This is a genomic window from Variovorax sp. ISS6 (assembly GCF_056523145.1).
The window spans coordinates 2032123-2048700 of record NZ_JAWRZC010000001.1 but is presented as its reverse complement, the minus strand read 5'-3'; the positions used below and the strand labels follow the sequence as shown (position 1 = coordinate 2048700).

Below are 16578 nucleotides of genomic sequence, written 5' to 3'. Positions count from 1 at the left end.
CTCCATGTTGGCGAAGCTCGTGGGATGGTTGCTGTTGGGCGTGGTGCGATTGCTCACCGGTGCCCAGGCGCGCTGGTACGGCTGCCCGCCGAAGGCCGAGCAGCGCATCTATTTCGCCAACCACCAGAGCCATGCCGACCTGGTGATGATCTGGGCCGCGCTGCCCGAGGAGCTGCGCAGCATCACGCGCCCGATCGCGGCGCGCGACTACTGGGCCAACACGCCGGTCAAGCGCTGGATCACGACCGAGGTGTTCAACGCGGTGTACGTCGAACGGCAGGCGGCCGCGCCAGAGCCCTCCGCCGCGGCGCCCGAGGAAGCCCGTGCCGTCGACCCGCTCGCCCCGCTGGTCGAGGCGCTGCGCAGCGGCGACTCGATCATCATCTTCCCCGAGGGCACGCGCGGCCACACCGGCGAGCCGCAGAAATTCAAGTCGGGCCTCTATGCGCTCGCCACCCAATTCCCCGAGGTGGTGCTGGTGCCGGCATGGATCGACAACGTGCAGCGCGTGATGCCCAAGGGCGAGATCGTGCCGGTGCCGATCCTCTGCTCCGTCACCTTCGGCGCGCCGATCCGCGTCGAGGCCGGCGAGGAGCGGCGCCCCTTCCTCGACCGCGCGCGTGCCGCAGTGATCGCCTTGCGCGACGTCTGAATGAATCAATTTCTCCGCAGCCTCAGCCCCACGCAGCAAGTCGCGGCGCTGTTCCTGATCGTCTTCGGCGTGCTCGTGGTCGTGAGCACCGCCGCCTTCTTCCTGAGCTTCAGGGAGCGGCGCAACCCGGTGCACGACGCCGCCTGGCAGGCCGAGCTCGCGCACTTCCGCAAGCTGCTGGGCACCACCTGGTTCATGGCCGTGATCTTCTGGATCGGCTGGGCGCTCGGCGAGACCGTGGCCACGGTGCTGTTCGCGCTGATCTCCTTCTTCGCGCTGCGCGAGTTCATCACCCTCTCGCCCACGCGGCGCGGCGACCACCGCAGCCTGATCCTCGCCTTCTTCGTGGTGCTGCCGGTGCAGTTCTGGCTCGTGGCCACCGCGCGCTTCGACCTGTTCACCGTGTTCATCCCGGTCTACGTGTTCCTCGCGATCCCGGTGGCCAGCGCGCTGGCAGACGACCCCAGCCACTTCCTCGAGCGCAACGCCAAGCTGCAGTGGGGGATCATGGTCTGCGTCTACGGCATGAGCCACGTGCCCGCGCTGCTGCTGCTGAGCTTTCCGGGCTACGAGGGCAAGAGCGCCTTTCTCGTGTTCTTCCTGGTCTTCGTGGTCCAGACCTCGGTGCTGGTGCAGCACCTGATCTCGCGCCGCAGCCAGCGCACGCCCTTCGCGCCCAACGTGAGCCGCAGCTTCAACTGGACCAGCTGGGGCATCGGCATCGCGGTGGCCAGCCTGGTGGGCGCGCTGTTCTCCTTCATCACGCCCTTCAAGTTCGGCCAGGCGCTCGCGGTCTCGGTCATCGCCTGCATCGCGGGCTCCATGGGCCACCTCGTGATGAAGGCGCTCAAGCGCGATCGCGGCATTCCCAACTGGGGCCAGAAGGGCGTGGGCGTCACGGGTGCCAACGGCCTGCTCGACCGCGTCGATGCGCTGTGCTTCGCGGCGCCGATCTTCTTCCATTCCGTGCGCTGGTATTTCGGGGCCTAGGGAACACATGCGCATCCTGGGCATCGACCCCGGCCTCAACACCACCGGCTTCGGCATCGTCGACGTCGATGGCCACGCGCTGCGCTACGTGGCCAGCGGCACCATCAGCACGCGCAGCGTCACCAGCGGCAGCCTGCCGCAGCGGCTCAAGGTGCTGTTCGACGGCATCGCCGAGATCACCGAGCGCTACCGGCCCGATGCCTCGGCGGTCGAGATCGTGTTCGTCAACGTCAATCCGCAGTCCACCTTGCTGCTGGGCCAGGCGCGCGGTGCCTGCGTGACCGCGCTGGTCAGCAACGACCTGCCGGTGGCCGAGTACACCGCGCTGCAGATGAAGAAGGCCGTCGCGGGCCACGGCCAGGCGGCCAAGGCGCAAATCCAGGAGATGGTGAAGCGCCTGCTCGAGCTGCCGGGCCTGCCCGGCAGCGACGCGGCCGACGCGCTGGGCATCGCGATCACGCATGCGCAGGTCGGGCGCACGCTGGAGCGGCTGGCGGAAGCCGCCACGCTGTCGCACTCGACGACCGGGCGCTACCGGCAGGGCCGCTCGCGCTGAGCCGCCGGCACGCTCAGAAAGCGATGACCCGCATGCCGCGGCGGTTTCGATGGCCGCGATCGGCGCGCGCATGTTGCGGCGGACGCCGGACCAGCAGCGGCACCTCCACCAGCCGGTACGACAACTCGGCCAGCACGGCGGTCGCCAGGCCGGCCAGCAGCACGCCCTCGCGTGGCTGCAGCACGCCGTCGAGCACGAGCAGGCGCGCGAACTCCATCACCGACAGGTGGACGACGTACATGCCGTACGAACGCTGGCTGGCCCAGCGCACCAGCGCTTCCGTGCCCCGGCCCGGTTGCCGCATCCGCGCGACGGCCGGGAAGCACAGCGCGAAGCCCGTCGAGGTCAGGCTGAAGAAGCCCGCGCGCCACGACGCGCTCTGGTAGGAGGCCGGCTCCAGGCTGCTCAGCACCGAGGCCCCGACCAGCGCGAGGCCCAGCGCCAGCATCGGCTGCGCGAGCGCATCGCAGGCCCGGCGCCGGCTGCGCATCAGCCAGGCCATGGCCACACCATAGGCGATTGCGTCGAGGCGCAGCAGCACGACCTTGCGAATCCGCGCGTCCCAGTCGGCGGCGACCGCGTCGTCGGCGATCCAGCGCGCCAGCAAGGGCAGCGCGATGAAGAGCGCGCAGCTGATCCCGAGGGCCCGCGAGGCGCGCATGACGCCGGCCAGCGCGATCAGCAGGCTGGCGAACAGCAGGTAGAACCACTCCTCGACCATCAGCGACCACGAGACGTCGAACCAGGCGCTGGTCATGGGCCAGGCCAGGTTCTGCGTAAAGCTCAGGAAGAACCAGGGCCATCGGGTGGCACCGGCCCAGGTCCCGCACAGCAGCAGCACGCCGAGCCACAGGTAGTACAGCGGGATCGTGCGCATCCAGCGCCGCACCAGGAAGGTCCACAGGGCCCGCGGGCCGGCGCCCTGCTCGAGGATGTCCAGCAGCAGGCCGCCGATGAGGAAGCCGCTGAGCACGAAGAAGAGCTCCACGCCCAGGCTGCCCGAGATGCCCGCAAGTGCCGAGCCGCCGCCCCAGAACACCAGCTGCAGATGACTGACGAGCACGCCACCGATCGCCAGTGCCCGCAGCAGATCCAGCCCGAAAACCCGTTCCCCGCCCTGTTTTTCTGCCTCCGCCCCGGCCACGCCGCCAACGCCACCCTGTTGCGATGGAGTCATCCGTCCCCTCCCCGATCAAATTTTCGGGGCGGATATTACAAAAGGAATTCTTAATGAAATCTCCTCCGGACGGAGGAGTGTGGATCGCCGCTCACCCGGCGACGGGAGACCGGCGGTGCCGGTCCGGATCAGGCCACGCGTTCGGCGATCAGCACCGCGAAGAAGCCGCAGGCCGCGAGCAGGGTCCACTTGAGCACGATCCAGCCGAAGCGCCGGTACTTGGGCTGGCCGGTGCCCGCATAGAACGCGAACGAGACGCCGGCCATCAGCAGGAGGAACAGCAGGGCCCAGCGAAAGAGGAGCATGCGTGGATCGGCGCGGCGTCGCCTACCAGGCGCGAGCGACTTCGTTGAAGCCGCGCGGCGCGCGCTTCTCGTCGGCGAAGGTCACGATCTCGTAGGCGTCGCTGTGCGAAAGCAGTTCGCGCAGCAGCTTGTTGTTGAGCGCATGGCCCGAGCGGAAGGCGGTGTAGGCCGCGAGCAGCGGCTTGCCGATGATGTAGAGGTCGCCCATCGCATCGAGGATCTTGTGCTTCACGAACTCGTCGTCGTAGCGCAGGCCGCCGGCATTGAGCACCTTGGTGTCGTCCATCACGATGGCGTTGTCGAGTCCGCCGCCGAGCGCGAGGCCCTTGCTGCGCATGTACTCGACTTCCTTCGTGAAGCCGAAGGTGCGCGCGCGCGCGATGTCGCGGCTGTACGAGCCGCTGCCGAGATCGAACTCGACGCGCTGGCCCGTGGAGTTGACGACGCGGTGATCGAAGTCGATCTCGAAGCTGAGCTTGTAGCCGTGGTACGGCTCGAGCGCCGCCCACTTCTCGTTGGCGCCGTCGCCCTCGCGCACCTCGACCTTGCGCAGCACGCGGATGAAGCGCCGCGGTGCCTTCTGGAACTCGATGCCCGCGCTTTGCAGCAGGAACACGAAGGACGAGGCCGAGCCGTCGAGGATCGGTACCTCGTCGGCCGTGATGTCGATGTAGAGGTTGTCGATGCCCAGGCCGGCGCAGGCCGACATCAGGTGCTCGACGGTCTGGACCTTGGCGCCGCCGGTGGAGACGGTCGAGGCCAGCCGGGTGTCGGTGACCGCCTCGGCGGTCATGCGGATCTCGGCGGGCTCGGGCAGGTCGACGCGGCGGAACACGATGCCCGTGTCGGCCGGGGCGGGACGCAGCGTGAGCTCCACGCGCTGCCCGCTGTGGAGCCCCACGCCCACGGCGCGGCTGATCGACTTGAGGGTTCGTTGTTGCAGCACGCCTGCGATTTTAGGCGCGCGGCGTGCGTGGCGCGCCAATCCCCTGGCTATTACACCCATTGGCATCGTTCGTATGGCATAGCCCCGAAATGGACGCAAAGGGATGAAGAAAACGCGCCTGATACAGGCGGGAAGGCTTTATCTGGGCCTCCTCCTGCGCCTCTTGCGAGTTCTTCAAACCCTCTGCGTCCGGTCGGGCCGCCGCGCGGCATCTCTTTCGAGATGCCCGCGACGGGCCCTGGTCCGGTTCTCAGTCGGCCTGGCGGCGCAGGAAGGCCGGGATCTCGAAGTCGTCCATGCCGCCCGAGGACAGCGCATCGACCTTGGCCGCGGCCATCGTGCGGTTGGTGCGCCACACGCTGGGCACGGCCATGCCTTCGTAGTTGGGCTGGTTGCCGCCACCGCCGTGGCCGGTGCCCATCGAGGGCACGTTGAACGGGATGTTGTCGGTGCCGGTGCGGATCACCTCGAGCGTCGGTGCCTGGCGGCGCGCGTCGGCGCGCGACAGGCCGGTGGCGACCACGGTCACGCGCATCTCGTCGCCGAGGGCGTCGTCGTAGGCCGCGCCATAGATCACGTGCGCATCGGGCGAGGCGTAGGCGCGGATGGTGTTCATCGCGAGCTTCGACTCGTTGAGCTTCAGCGAATTCTTCGATGCGGTCACCAGCACCAGCACGCCCTTGGCGCCCGAGAGGTCGATGCCTTCGAGCAGCGGGCAGGCCACGGCCTGCTCGGCCGCGATGCGCGCGCGGTCGGGACCCGAGGACACGGCCGTGCCCATCATCGCCTTGCCCGGCTCGCCCATCACGGTGCGCACGTCCTCGAAGTCGACGTTCACGCCGCCGTACTCGTTGATGATTTCCGAGATCCCGCCCACGGCGTTCTTCAGCACGTCGTTGGCCTGCGCGAAGGCTTCTTCCTGGGTGATGTCCTCGCCCAGCACGTCGAGCAGCTTCTCGTTGAGCACCACGATCAGCGAGTCGACGTTGGCCTCGAGCTCGGCCAGGCCGGCTTCGGCGTTGGTCATGCGGCGGCCGCCTTCCCAGTCGAAGGGCTTGGTCACCACGCCCACGGTGAGGATGCCCATCTCCTTCGCCACGCGCGCGATCACCGGCGCGGCGCCGGTGCCGGTGCCGCCGCCCATGCCGGCGGTGATGAACAGCATGTGGGCGCCATCGATGGCCGCGCGGATCTCGTCCACGGCGGCCTCGGCCGCTTCACGGCCCTTCTCGGGCTTGCTGCCGGCACCCAGGCCGCTCAGGCCGAGCTGGATGTTGCGCTGCGCGCTGCTGCGCTGCAGGGCCTGCGCGTCGGTGTTCGCGCAGACGAACTGCACGCCCTGCACGCCGCGTTCCATCATGTGCGCGACCGCGTTGCCGCCGCCACCGCCGACACCGATCACCTTGATCTGCGTGCCCTGGTTGAACTCTTCGACTTCGATCATTTCGATGGTCATCTTCTACTCCTTGAATCTTGCAGTTGCCGTTGTCTATGAATGAATCTTTTTGGGGGTACCCGACGAGAACGAATTCATCGTCGCGATGGTGGACCTGTTCGTCGCCATCGCTCGTTGAAATGCAAGGGAGGGCTGCCGCGCGCGAGCCAGAGTGGGGAATGGTTCATGGTCAGAAGTTCCCCACGATGAAGTCCTTGAAACGTCCGAACGCGGTTTTTACCGACCCGTTCTTCTGCGCCACCTTGAAGCCGCGCATGCGCGCGAAGCGGGCCTCCTCGAGCAGGCCCATCACGGTGGCCGCGCGCGGCTGCGCGACCATGTCCGAGAGCGCGCTCGAATACTTCGGAATGCCGCGGCGCACGGGCTTGAGGAAGATGTCCTCGCCGAGCTCGACCATGCCGGGCATCACCGCGCTGCCGCCGGTGAGCACCACGCCCGAGGAGAGCACCTCCTCGTAGCCCGACTCGCGCACCACCTGCTGCACCAGCGAGAAGATCTCCTCGATGCGCGGCTCGATCACGCCGGCCAGCGCCTGCTTGCTCAGCATGCGCGGACCGCGGTCGCCGAGGCCGGGCACCTCGACCTGCGTGTCGGGATCGGCCAGCAGCTGCTTGGCGAAGCCGTTCTCGACCTTGATGTCTTCCGCGTCCTTGGTCGGCGTGCGCAGCGCCATCGCGATGTCGCTGGTGATCAGGTCGCCCGCGATCGGGATCACCGCCGTGTGGCGGATCGCGCCGTTGGTGAAGATCGCGACGTCGGTGGTGCCCGCGCCGATGTCCACCAGCACCACGCCGAGCTCGCGCTCGTCCTCGGTCAGCACCGCCTGGCTCGAGGCCAGCGGGTTCAGCATCAGCTGGTCGACCTCGAGGCCGCAGCGGCGCACGCACTTGATGATGTTCTCGGCCGCGCTCTGCGCGCCGGTCACGATGTGCACCTTGGCCTCGAGACGCATGCCGCTCATGCCGATCGGCTCCTTCACGTCCTGGCCGTCGATCACGAACTCCTGCGGCTCCACCAGCAGCAGGCGCTGGTCGCTCGAGATGTTGATGGCACGCGCGGTCTCGACCACGCGCGCCACGTCGGCCGGCGTCACTTCCTTGTCCTTCACCGCCACCATGCCGCTGGAGTTGATGCCGCGGATGTGGCTGCCGGTGATGCCGGTGTAGACGCGGCCGATCTTGCAGTCGGCCATGAGCTCCGCTTCCTTGAGCGCCTGCTGGATGCTCTGCACGGTGGCGTCGATGTTCACCACCACGCCGCGCTTGAGGCCGTTGCTGGGCGCGATGCCCAGGCCCGCGAGCTTGAGCTCGCCGCCTTGCAGCACCTCGGCCACGACCACCATCACCTTCGCGGTGCCGATGTCGAGGCCGACAACCAGGTCCTTGTATTCTTTGGGCATCGATATGTCCTCGGTATTCGTCTATTTCTTCTTGGGCGTCTTGGGGTCGGCCACCACGGTGGTGACGCCGCGCAAGCGCAACGCATAGGCGTCGTTGTGGCGCAGATCGGCGCCCTCGACGTCGTCCATGGTGCGGCGGTACTGCCCCGCGACCTGCGTCACGGTCTTCAGGAAGCGCTGCAGCCGCGCCGCCACCTCCTCGCTCTGGCCCCGGCCCAGTTCGATCGTCGCGCCGCTGTCGAGCTGCGCGCGCCAGCTGCCCCGGCTCGACAGCGTGAGCGCGTCGAGGCCGAGGTCGTAGGGCTCGAACATCGGCTGCAGCACGCGGTACATGCCCAGCACCTGCCCGGCCTGCTCGATCGGTCCATCGAGCCGCGGCAGCTTGTCGTCGACCTCCGCCACGTTGGCCTCGAACACGTCGCCGAAGCCGTTGATCAGCTTCGAGCTCGACTCGTCGCCCCAGTTGGCCACCGGCACCTGCTCGGTCAGCGTCACGCGCAGCTTGTTCGGGAACTCGCGCCGCACCACCGCGCTGCGCACCCACGGCACCGACTCGAAGGCGGTGCGCGCGCGCGCGAGGTCGACGGTGAAGAAGTTGCCCTTGAGCTGCGGCGCCACGTTGGCGCGCAGGGTGACGGCGTTGTTGTGCGTCACCTCGCCGTCGACCTTGATGCCCGCGATCGGGAAGAAGGGCTGGCGCAGCACCCACCAGGCGCCCGCGGCGAGCAGCATCAGGCCCACCGCCACGAATGCGAGGTTCGCGACGATGTTCATGAGCTTGACGTCGAAGGGCGTGGGGATGCTGTCGGCCATCTTCAGTGCGCGCCTCCCGTGGCGTCGAGCGTGGCCGTGGCCAGCACGCGCAGGCAGAGTTCCTCGTAGGCGATGCCCGCCGCGCGCGCCGACATCGGCACCAGCGAATGGCTGGTCATGCCCGGCGAGGTGTTCATCTCGAGCAGGAAGGGCTTGCGGTCGCTGGCGCGGATCATCACGTCGGCGCGGCCCCAGCCGCGGCAGCCGAGCGTGCGATAGGCCGCCAGCGCGATGCGCTGGATCTCGCGCTCCTCCGCCTCGGGCAGGCCGCTCGGGCAGTGGTATTTCACGTCGTCGGTGAAGTACTTGTTCTGGTAGTCGTAGGCACCCTCGGGCGCGGCGATGCGCACCACCGGCAGCGCATGCGCGTCGAGGCCGCTGCCGAGCACGGCGCAGGTGACTTCCTCGCCCTCGATGAACTCCTCGCAGAGCACGTCGGCGTCGTACTTGACCGACAGCGTCACCGCGTCCTGCATCTGCGAGTAGCCCTCGACCTTGGTCACGCCGATCGAGGACCCCTCGCGCGGCGGCTTCACGATCAGCGGCAGGCCCAGCACGTCGGGCACGGCCATCACCTGTTCGCGGCTCTGCTGGTCGAAGGCCAGGCGCACGTACTTGGGCGTGGGCAGGCCGTCGGCCTGCCAGATTCGCTTGGTCATGACCTTGTCCATCGCCACGCTCGAGGCCATCACGCCCGAGCCGGTGTAGGGAATGCCGAGCATCTCGAGCGCGCCCTGCACCGTGCCGTCCTCGCCGTGGCGGCCATGCAGCGCCACGAAGCAGCGCGCGAAGCCTTCGCGCCGGAGCTCGGACAGGTCGCGCTGCGACGGGTCGAAGGCATGGGCGTCGACGCCGCGCGAACGCAGCGCCTCGAGCACGCCGGTGCCCGACATCAGCGAGACCTCGCGCTCGGCCGAGCTGCCGCCGAACAGCACGGCGACCTTGCCGAAGAGTGTGGGATCCTGAAGGCTCACGACGCCTCCCCCTTGTGCGCAGCGTGCTGCGATGTCGTGGATGAAGAAGAAGCGGCCACCACCGGCACCGCGCCGAGCTCGACCACCTTGCCCGGCACCGCGCCGATGGAGCCCGCGCCCATGCACAGCACCACGTCGCCGGCACGCGCGTTGTCGAGGATGGCCCGCGGCATCGCGGCGATGTCGTCGACGAACACCGGCTCGACCTTGCCGGCCACGCGCAGCGCGCGCGCCAGCGTGCGGCCATCGGCCGCCACGATGGGCTGCTCGCCGGCCGCGTAGACCTCGCCGAGCAGCACCGCGTCGGCGGTGCCGATGACCTTGACGAAGTCCTCGAAGCAGTCGCGCGTGCGGGTGTAGCGGTGCGGCTGGAAGGCCAGCACCAGGCGCCGGCCCGGGAAGGCGCCGCGCGCGGCCGCGAGCGTGGCGGCCATTTCCACCGGGTGGTGGCCGTAGTCGTCGATCACGGTGAAGCTGCCGTCGCCGGCCTTGGCCGCGACCTCGCCATAGCTCTGGAAGCGCCGGCCCACGCCCTTGAAGCCGGCCAGCCCGCGCTGCACCGCCTCGTCGGCGATGCCGAGCTCGACCGCCACCGCGATCACCGACAGCGCGTTGCGCACGTTGTGCTCGCCCGGCAGGTTCAGCACCACCGGCAGGTCGGGCAGGGTCACGCCGTTGCGGCGCTGCGCGGTGAAGTGCATCTGGCCGCCGACGGCGCGCACGTCGACCGCGCGCACCTGGGCGTCCTCGCCGAAGCCGTAGCTGGTGACCGGGCAGGTCACGTCGGCCACGATCTCGCGCACCGCCGGATCGTCGGTGCACAGGATCGCCGTGCCGTAGAAGGGCATGCGGTGCAGGAAGTCGACGAAGGCCTTCTTCAGCTTGCCGAAGTCGTGCCCGTAGGTCTCCATGTGGTCGGCGTCGATGTTCGTGACCACCGCCATCACGGGCAGCAGGTTCAGGAACGAGGCGTCGGATTCGTCGGCCTCGACCACGATGTAGTCGCCGCTGCCGAGCTGCGCATTGGCGCCCGCGCTGTTGAGCCGGCCGCCGATCACGAAGGTGGGATCGAGCCCCGCGGCCGCGAGCACGCTCGCCACCAGGCTGGTGGTGGTGGTCTTGCCGTGCGTGCCGGCGATGGCGATGCCCTGCTTCAGGCGCATCAGCTCGGCCAGCATGACGGCGCGCGGCACGACCGGGATGCGCTTCTCGCGCGCGGTCAGCACCTCGGGGTTGTCGGCCTGCACCGCGGTCGAGGTCACGACCGCGTCGGCGCCCTCCACGTTCGCGGCCGCATGGCCCACGAAGGTGCCGATGCCCAGGCCCGCGAGCCGGCGCAGCGTGGCGCTGTCGGAGAGGTCGGAGCCGGTGATGCGGTAGCCGAGGTTCAGCAGCACCTCGGCGATGCCGCTCATGCCGGAGCCGCCGATGCCCACGAAGTGGATGTGATGGATCGCGTGCTTCATCGTGCCAGCTCCTCGCAAGCGCGCACCATCGCCTCGACGGCCTCGGTTTTCTGCATCGTCCTGGCGCGTTCGGCGCGTTCGATCAATTCGGTTCGTTGTGTCTTCTGTAGCAAATCGGCCAGCAATTCAGGGGTGAGATCGGTCTGTTGCACCAGCCAGCCGCCGCCGGCATCGACGAGGAAGCGCGCGTTGGTGGTCTGGTGGTCGTCGACCGCGGAAGGAAAAGGCACGAACAGCGCCGCGGCGCCGACGGCCGCGATTTCGGTCACGGTGCTGGCACCGGCGCGCGCGACGATGAGGTCGGCCTCGGCATAGGCCAGGGCCGTGTCCTCGATGAAGGGCGTGAGCTCGCCCTCGACGCCGGCGGCCGCGTAGTTGGCGCGCAGCTCGTCGATCTGCTTGGCGCCGCTCTGGTGCAGCACCTGCGGGCGCGTGCCCGGCTCGATGCGCGCGAGCGCCTGCGGCACCACCGCGTTGAGCGCCTTGGCGCCGAGGCTGCCGCCGACCACCAGCAGCTTGAGCGGACCGCTGCGGCCCGCGAAGCGCTCGGCCGGCGCAGGCTGCGAGGTGAAGGCCGCGCGCAGCGGGTTGCCGATCCACTGCGCCTTCTTGAGCACGTCGGGGAAGGCCGTGAAGACGCGGTCGGCCACGCTCGCCAGCACCTTGTTGGCGAGGCCCGCGACCGAGTTCTGCTCGTGCAGCACCAGCGGCTTGTTGAGCAGCACGCCCATCATCCCGCCCGGAAAGGTGATGTAGCCGCCCAAGCCCACGAGGACGTCGGGCTTCACGCGGCGCACCACGCGCAGGCTCTGCCAGAAGGCGCGCAGCAGGCGCAGCGGCAGCAGGAACAGCGTGAGCGGGCCCTTGCCGCGCACGCCGCCGAACTGCACCGGCTCGAAGGCGAAGCCGCGCGGCGGCACCAGCTTCTCTTCCATGCCGCCGGGCGCGCCCAGCCAGTGCACGCGCCAGCCGCGCTCGCGCAGTGCCTCGGCCACGGCGAGGCCCGGGAAGATGTGGCCGCCGGTGCCGCCGGCCATCACGAGTGCGGTACGACCCGTCATACGCGGCCCCCTCTCATGAGGACACGGTTCTCATAGTCGATACGCAGCACGATCGCCAGCGCCACCATGTTCATCAGGATCGCCGAGCCGCCGAAGCTCATCAGCGGCAGCGTGAGGCCCTTGGTCGGCAGCGCGCCGAGGTTCACGCCCATGTTGATGAAGGCCTGGAAGCCGATCCACACGCCCACGCCCTGGGCCACGAGGCCCGAGAACACGCGGTCCAGCGCGATCGCCTGGCGGCCGATGTGCATCACGCGGCGCGTGAGCCAGAGGAACAGGCCGATGATCAGCAGCACGCCGACCAGGCCGAACTCCTCGCCGATCACGGCCAGCAGGAAGTCGGTGTGGGCCTCGGGCAGCCAGTGCAGCTTCTCGACGCTGCCGCCGAGGCCGACGCCGAAGATCTCGCCGCGGCCGATGGCGATCAGCGAGTGCGACAGCTGGTAGCCCTTGCCGAGCGCGTGCTCCTCGCTCCACGGATCGAGGTAGGCGAAGATCCGCTCGCGCCGCCACGGGCTGGTGGCGACGATGGTGCCGAAGGCCACCACCACCAGCGCGGCGATCACGAAGAACATGCGCGCGTTCACGCCACCCAGGAACAGGATGCCCATCGCGATCACCGCGATCACCATGAAGGCGCCCATGTCGGGCTCGGCCATCACCAGCATGCCGACCACCACCACCGCGATGCCCATCGGCAGCACGGCGCGGAAGAAGCGCTCCTTGATCTCCATCTTGCGCACCATGTAGCTGGCCGCATAGAGCACCATCGCGACCTTCGCGAGCTCGGAGGGCTGGAAGCGCATGAAGCCCATCGGCAGCCAGCGCCGCGCGCCGTTCACGCTGATGCCGATGTGCGGGATCAGCACCGCCACCAGCAGCAGCAGCGAGGCCACGAACAGCCAGGGCGCGGCGCGCTCCCAGGTCTTCATCGGGATCTGGAAGGCCAGCAGCGCGGCGATGAAGGCGAACACCACCGAGGCCGCATGGCGCGTGAGGAAGTACGAGGCGCTGTAGCCGGCGCGCGCGAAGCGCGGGTTGTCGGGCAGCGCGATCGAGGCCGAATAGACCATGATCAGGCCCCAGGTCAGCAGCGCGACCGTGACCCACACCAGCGCCTGGTCGAAGCCCAGCACGCGGATCGGCGCGGCCTTGGTCTGGGTGAAGCCGGCGCCGCCGAGGCGCACCGGCAGGTGCACCGGCAGCGCATCGATGCCGCTGCGCGCGCGCCGGAACCAGCCGCTGAAGCGGCCGGGCCGGGTGTTGGGCGTGGCGCCCGCGGCGGCGGAGTTCACGATGCCGGTCCTTCCGTCGAATCGGGTTCCCCGAAGTCGCGCGGCTCGTCCTCGAGCGCCTGCACGGCCTCGCGGAACACCGCCGCGCGGTGCGGGTAGTTCTTGAACATGTCGAAGCTCGCACAGGCCGGTGACAGCAGCACGGCATCGCCCGGATGGGCGCGGCGCGCGGCCAGCTGCACGGCCTCGTGCATCGAGCCCGCATGCATCAGCGTGACGCCGGTGGCAGCCAGCGCGGCCTCGATCAGCGGCGCGTCGCGGCCGATCAGCACCACGGCGCGCGCGTACTGGCGCACCGGCAGCGCGAGCGGCTCGAAGTCCTGGCCCTTGCCCTCGCCGCCGAGGATCACGACCACGCGGCGGTCCTCGCCGAGGCCGCCGAGCGCCGCCACGGTGGCGCCCACGTTGGTGCCCTTGCTGTCGTCGAAGTACTCGACGTCGTCGATCAGCGCCACCGGCTCGACGCGGTGCGGCTCGCCGCGGTACTCGCGCAGGCCGTAGAGCATCGGGCCGAGCGGGCAGTCGGCCGCGTTCGCGAGCGCCAGCGCGGCGAGCGCGTTCATCGCGTTGTGGCGGCCGCGGATGCGCAGCGCGTCGGCCGGCATCAGGCGCTGCACGAAGATCTCCTCCTCGACCACCTGGCCGCGCTTGCGCTTCTGCGTCTCGTCGGCCTCGTGCGCGCGCACCAGCCAGCTCATGCCGTTGACTCGCTCGATGCCGTAATCGCCGGGGCGCTGCGGCATGCTCGCGCCGAAGGTGACGTGCGGGCGCACCTGCACGCGCTGCGCCTTGGGCCTGGCCGGCGCGCGGCGCGCGCCGCGGGCGTTCACCACCTCCTCGACGGGCTTGACCGGTTCCTGGCCCGCGGTGGCGAGCATCGCCATCACGGCCGGGTCGTCGCGGTTGAGCACCATCAGCGCGGTCTTGCCGAAGATGCGCGACTTGGCCTGCGCATAGGCCGGCATGTCGCCGTGCCAGTCGAGGTGGTCCTGCGTGAGGTTGAGCACCGTCGCGGCCGCGGGCTCGAAGCCCTGCACGCCGTCGAGCTGGAAGCTCGAGAGCTCGATCACCCAGGCCTCGGGCAGCGTGCCGGCATCGAGGTGCGCGCTCAGCGTATCGAGCAGCGTCGGGCCGATGTTGCCGGCCACCGCCACGCTCTTGCCGCCGCGCTCGATGAGCTGGCCGGTCAGCGCCGTGACCGTGGTCTTGCCGTTGGTGCCGGTGATCGCGAGCACCACCGGCGTGTAGCCCTTGGCGGGCTCGGGCGCGGGGGCCGGCTCGGGCTGGGCCTCGGCCTGCGGCGCCGGCTCCTCCTCGGCCACGGCCGAGGCGGGATTGGTGGCGGCGAACTCGGCGATCTTCGCGACGAAGTCGGCCGCTTCCTTCGCGGCCGTGGGAACGTAGGGCTTGCCGACCGTGAAGGCCGGCAGGTTCGACGCGGGCTTGGGGGCCGGTGCGGCGACGGGCGCGGGCTCGGCGGGCTCGGGTTGGGTGCCTTCGGCGGCATCCGGCGTTTCGGCCGCGACGGGTTCGGCGCCTGCTTCGACGCCTTCCTGAACCACGGGCGCATCAGCGACCGGCGCCTCGGGTTCCGGCGGCTGCAGCACGGGGACGCTCAGCGAGGGATCGCGCGGCATCGATTCGGGCAAGGCGGCGGGAGCGCGCGGTGCTTCGGAGGTCTGTTCGAGGGCTTCGGGTTCGGCGGGCTGTGCCTCGATCGCGGGCGCCACGGCTTCGACGGCTTCGGCCACTGCCGGCGTCTCGACCACGGCCTCTTCTGCCGCAACGGAAGCTTCTTCCGCCGCCGGCGCCTGGACTTCGGGCAGCACGGCAGGCGCCTGCGCCTCTGGCACCGGCTCGCTCTCGGCCGGCACCGCCGCCTCCAGCGCCAGCTCGCCTTGCGCCGCGCTTTCTTCTTCAACCTCGACCACCGCCGGTGTCTCGACGATCGCGAGATCCGCCAGCGCGCGCGCGAACAGGTCGAGCTCGCCGCCGACCGGCAGTCCGACCGCGCGCGCCGCATCGGCCACCGGCGCGATGGTCTCGGGGCTCAGGCCCGGCGAGCGGTAGACGGCGCGGATGGGCGTGCCCTCGATCAGCGCGGCCGTGAACGGGCCACCGACGAACACCGCCTCGGGCCACTCGGCGCGCAGCGTGTCGAGCAGGGCCGGCGCCTCGCGCGTATCGGCCACCGTCACCTGCGCGCCATGGCGCGCGCACCAGCGCGCCATCGCCAGCCCGGACGCGCCGAGGCCGAGGATGAGGACGGGGAGGTCTTTCAGGTGCCGCATGCGTTGTCTCTCAGCGCAGCTTCAGCGTCGACAGGCCCACGAGGCACAGCAGCATCGTGATGATCCAGAAACGCACCACGACCTGCGTCTCGCGCCAGCCGCTCTTCTCGAAGTGGTGGTGCAGCGGCGCCATCTTGAGCACGCGGCGGCCCTCGCCGAAGCGCTTCTTCGTGTACTTGAAGTAGGTGACCTGGGCCATCACCGAGATCGCCTCGACCACGAAGATGCCGCCCATGATGAAGAACACGATCTCCTGGCGCACGATGACCGCGATGGTGCCCAGCGCGCCGCCGAGCGCGAGCGCGCCCACGTCGCCCATGAAGACCTGCGCCGGATGGGTGTTGAACCAGAGGAAGGCCAGCCCCGCGCCGGCCATCGCCGAGCAGAACACCAGCAGCTCGCCCGAACCCGGGATGTTCGGGAACAGCAGGTACTTCGAGTAGACCGCGCTGCCGGTCACGTAGGCGAACACGCCCAGCGCCGAGCCCACCATCACCACCGGCATGATCGCCAGGCCGTCGAGGCCGTCGGTGAGGTTCACCGCGTTGCTCGCGCCCACGATCACCAGGTAGGTCAGGATCACGAAGCCGATGCCGCCCAGCGGATAGCTGACTTCCTTGAAGAAGGGCACCAGCAGGTTGATCTTGGGCGGGAAGTCGAGGTCGAAGCCCGACTGCACCCAGGCGAAGAACAGCTGCAGCACGCGCCAGTTCGAGCTCTCCGAGATGCTGAACAGCAGGTAGAAGGCCGCGAGCAGGCCCACCACCGATTGCCAGAAGTACTTCTCGCGCGAGCGCATGCCCTCGGGGTCCTTGTGCACCACCTTGCGCCAGTCGTCGACCCAGCCGATCGCGCCGAAGCCCAGCGTGACCCACAGCACGATCCAGACGAAGCGGTTCGAGAGGTCGAACCACAGGATGGTGGCGAAGGCGATCGCGAACAGCACCAGCACGCCGCCCATGGTGGGCGTGCCGCTCTTGCTCAGGTGGGTCTCCATCGCGTAGCCGCGCACCGGCTGGCCGATCTTCAGCGCGGTCAGGCGCCGGATCACGTACGGACCGGCCACGAGGCCGACCACGAGCGCGGTCAGCGCCGCCATCAGCGCGCGGAAGGTCAGGTACTGGAACACCCGCAGGAACCCGAGTTCCGGCGAGAGGGTCTGCAGCCATTGGGCCAGGCTCATGAACATGAAATTGC

The 16578-nt window shown here is 69.4% G+C and carries 15 protein-coding genes; 3 read left to right on the top strand and 12 right to left on the bottom strand.

Annotated features, from left to right (window positions below; all coding sequences use genetic code 11):
• The first annotated feature begins 4 nt into the window (after positions 1–4).
• The 3 genes from AC1HIL_RS09400 to ruvC are packed head-to-tail and all read left to right on the top strand — an operon-like array spanning position 5 to position 2198.
• On the top strand, positions 5–652 hold the full coding sequence (locus AC1HIL_RS09400) for a lysophospholipid acyltransferase family protein (RefSeq protein WP_057591172.1): 648 nt from the start codon (positions 5–7) through the stop codon (positions 650–652).
• On the top strand, positions 653–1642 hold the full coding sequence (locus AC1HIL_RS09395; protein WP_479671672.1) for a phosphatidate cytidylyltransferase: 990 nt from the start codon (positions 653–655) through the stop codon (positions 1640–1642).
• A gap of 7 nt (positions 1643–1649) precedes the next feature.
• A complete protein-coding gene (gene ruvC, locus AC1HIL_RS09390; RefSeq protein WP_261211322.1) occupies positions 1650–2198 on the top strand; it encodes a crossover junction endodeoxyribonuclease RuvC in 549 nt (182 codons plus the stop codon).
• Between the two features lie 13 nt (positions 2199–2211).
• On the opposite strand, the gene AC1HIL_RS09385 is transcribed toward ruvC, so the two are convergent.
• The 12 genes from AC1HIL_RS09385 to mraY all read right to left on the bottom strand — a co-directional run bounded on the left by AC1HIL_RS09385 (position 2212) and on the right by mraY (position 16570).
• The gene (locus tag AC1HIL_RS09385; protein WP_479671671.1) at positions 2212–3375 is read right to left on the bottom strand and encodes an acyltransferase family protein; all 1164 of its coding nucleotides are present in this window, start codon (positions 3373–3375) and stop codon (positions 2212–2214) included.
• A gap of 128 nt (positions 3376–3503) precedes the next feature.
• Positions 3504–3680: a hypothetical protein gene (locus AC1HIL_RS09380; RefSeq protein ID WP_172705536.1), complete on the bottom strand. Its 177-nt coding sequence runs from the start codon at positions 3678–3680 to the stop codon at positions 3504–3506.
• A 22-nt stretch (positions 3681–3702) separates the two neighbouring features.
• A complete protein-coding gene (lpxC, locus tag AC1HIL_RS09375) occupies positions 3703–4626 on the bottom strand; it encodes a UDP-3-O-acyl-N-acetylglucosamine deacetylase (protein ID WP_057591179.1) in 924 nt (307 codons plus the stop codon).
• Between the two features lie 250 nt (positions 4627–4876).
• Entirely contained in the window at positions 4877–6082 is a 1206-nt protein-coding gene (gene ftsZ, locus AC1HIL_RS09370; RefSeq protein WP_057591180.1) for a cell division protein FtsZ, read from the bottom strand.
• Between the two features lie 169 nt (positions 6083–6251).
• Positions 6252–7481, bottom strand: coding sequence for a cell division protein FtsA (gene ftsA, locus AC1HIL_RS09365; RefSeq protein WP_057591181.1), 1230 nt, complete (start codon positions 7479–7481; stop codon positions 6252–6254).
• A gap of 21 nt (positions 7482–7502) precedes the next feature.
• Positions 7503–8294, bottom strand: coding sequence for a cell division protein FtsQ/DivIB (locus AC1HIL_RS09360; protein WP_057591182.1), 792 nt, complete (start codon positions 8292–8294; stop codon positions 7503–7505).
• A gap of 2 nt (positions 8295–8296) precedes the next feature.
• Positions 8297–9268 (bottom strand): D-alanine--D-alanine ligase, encoded by a 972-nt coding sequence (locus AC1HIL_RS09355; RefSeq protein WP_057591183.1) that lies wholly within the window; start codon positions 9266–9268, stop codon positions 8297–8299.
• Positions 9265–10734 (bottom strand): UDP-N-acetylmuramate--L-alanine ligase, encoded by a 1470-nt coding sequence (gene murC, locus AC1HIL_RS09350; protein ID WP_413764495.1) that lies wholly within the window; start codon positions 10732–10734, stop codon positions 9265–9267. Before murC ends, AC1HIL_RS09355 begins: the two co-directional genes overlap by 4 nt.
• On the bottom strand, positions 10731–11795 hold the full coding sequence (gene murG / locus AC1HIL_RS09345; RefSeq protein WP_479671670.1) for an undecaprenyldiphospho-muramoylpentapeptide beta-N-acetylglucosaminyltransferase: 1065 nt from the start codon (positions 11793–11795) through the stop codon (positions 10731–10733). Before murG ends, murC begins: the two co-directional genes overlap by 4 nt.
• Positions 11792–13090, bottom strand: coding sequence for a putative lipid II flippase FtsW (gene ftsW, locus AC1HIL_RS09340; protein WP_057591186.1), 1299 nt, complete (start codon positions 13088–13090; stop codon positions 11792–11794). Before ftsW ends, murG begins: the two co-directional genes overlap by 4 nt.
• Positions 13087–15381: a Mur ligase family protein gene (locus AC1HIL_RS09335; RefSeq protein ID WP_479671669.1), complete on the bottom strand. Its 2295-nt coding sequence runs from the start codon at positions 15379–15381 to the stop codon at positions 13087–13089. The genes ftsW and AC1HIL_RS09335 overlap by 4 nt, the downstream gene beginning before the upstream one ends.
• A 10-nt stretch (positions 15382–15391) precedes the next feature.
• Positions 15392–16570 (bottom strand): phospho-N-acetylmuramoyl-pentapeptide-transferase, encoded by a 1179-nt coding sequence (gene mraY / locus AC1HIL_RS09330; protein ID WP_057597027.1) that lies wholly within the window; start codon positions 16568–16570, stop codon positions 15392–15394.
• Between the last annotated feature and the right edge of the window lie 8 nt (positions 16571–16578).

Excerpts from the sequence above, each read along its gene's own strand:
- AC1HIL_RS09400 (WP_057591172.1), top strand. The coding sequence starts at position 5 with ATGTTGGCGAAGCTCGTGGGATGGTTGCTGTTGGGCGTGGTGCGATTG.
- AC1HIL_RS09395 (WP_479671672.1), top strand. The coding sequence starts at position 653 with ATGAATCAATTTCTCCGCAGCCTCAGCCCCACGCAGCAAGTCGCGGCG.
- ruvC (WP_261211322.1), top strand. The coding sequence starts at position 1,650 with ATGCGCATCCTGGGCATCGACCCCGGCCTCAACACCACCGGCTTCGGC.
- AC1HIL_RS09385 (WP_479671671.1), bottom strand. The coding sequence starts at position 3,375 with ATGACTCCATCGCAACAGGGTGGCGTTGGCGGCGTGGCCGGGGCGGAG.
- AC1HIL_RS09380 (WP_172705536.1), bottom strand. The coding sequence starts at position 3,680 with ATGCTCCTCTTTCGCTGGGCCCTGCTGTTCCTCCTGCTGATGGCCGGC.
- ftsZ (WP_057591180.1), bottom strand. The coding sequence starts at position 6,082 with ATGACCATCGAAATGATCGAAGTCGAAGAGTTCAACCAGGGCACGCAG.
- ftsA (WP_057591181.1), bottom strand. The coding sequence starts at position 7,481 with ATGCCCAAAGAATACAAGGACCTGGTTGTCGGCCTCGACATCGGCACC.
- AC1HIL_RS09360 (WP_057591182.1), bottom strand. The coding sequence starts at position 8,294 with ATGGCCGACAGCATCCCCACGCCCTTCGACGTCAAGCTCATGAACATC.
- murC (WP_413764495.1), bottom strand. The coding sequence starts at position 10,734 with ATGAAGCACGCGATCCATCACATCCACTTCGTGGGCATCGGCGGCTCC.
- murG (WP_479671670.1), bottom strand. The coding sequence starts at position 11,795 with ATGACGGGTCGTACCGCACTCGTGATGGCCGGCGGCACCGGCGGCCAC.
- AC1HIL_RS09335 (WP_479671669.1), bottom strand. The coding sequence starts at position 15,381 with ATGCGGCACCTGAAAGACCTCCCCGTCCTCATCCTCGGCCTCGGCGCG.
- mraY (WP_057597027.1), bottom strand. The coding sequence starts at position 16,570 with ATGTTCATGAGCCTGGCCCAATGGCTGCAGACCCTCTCGCCGGAACTC.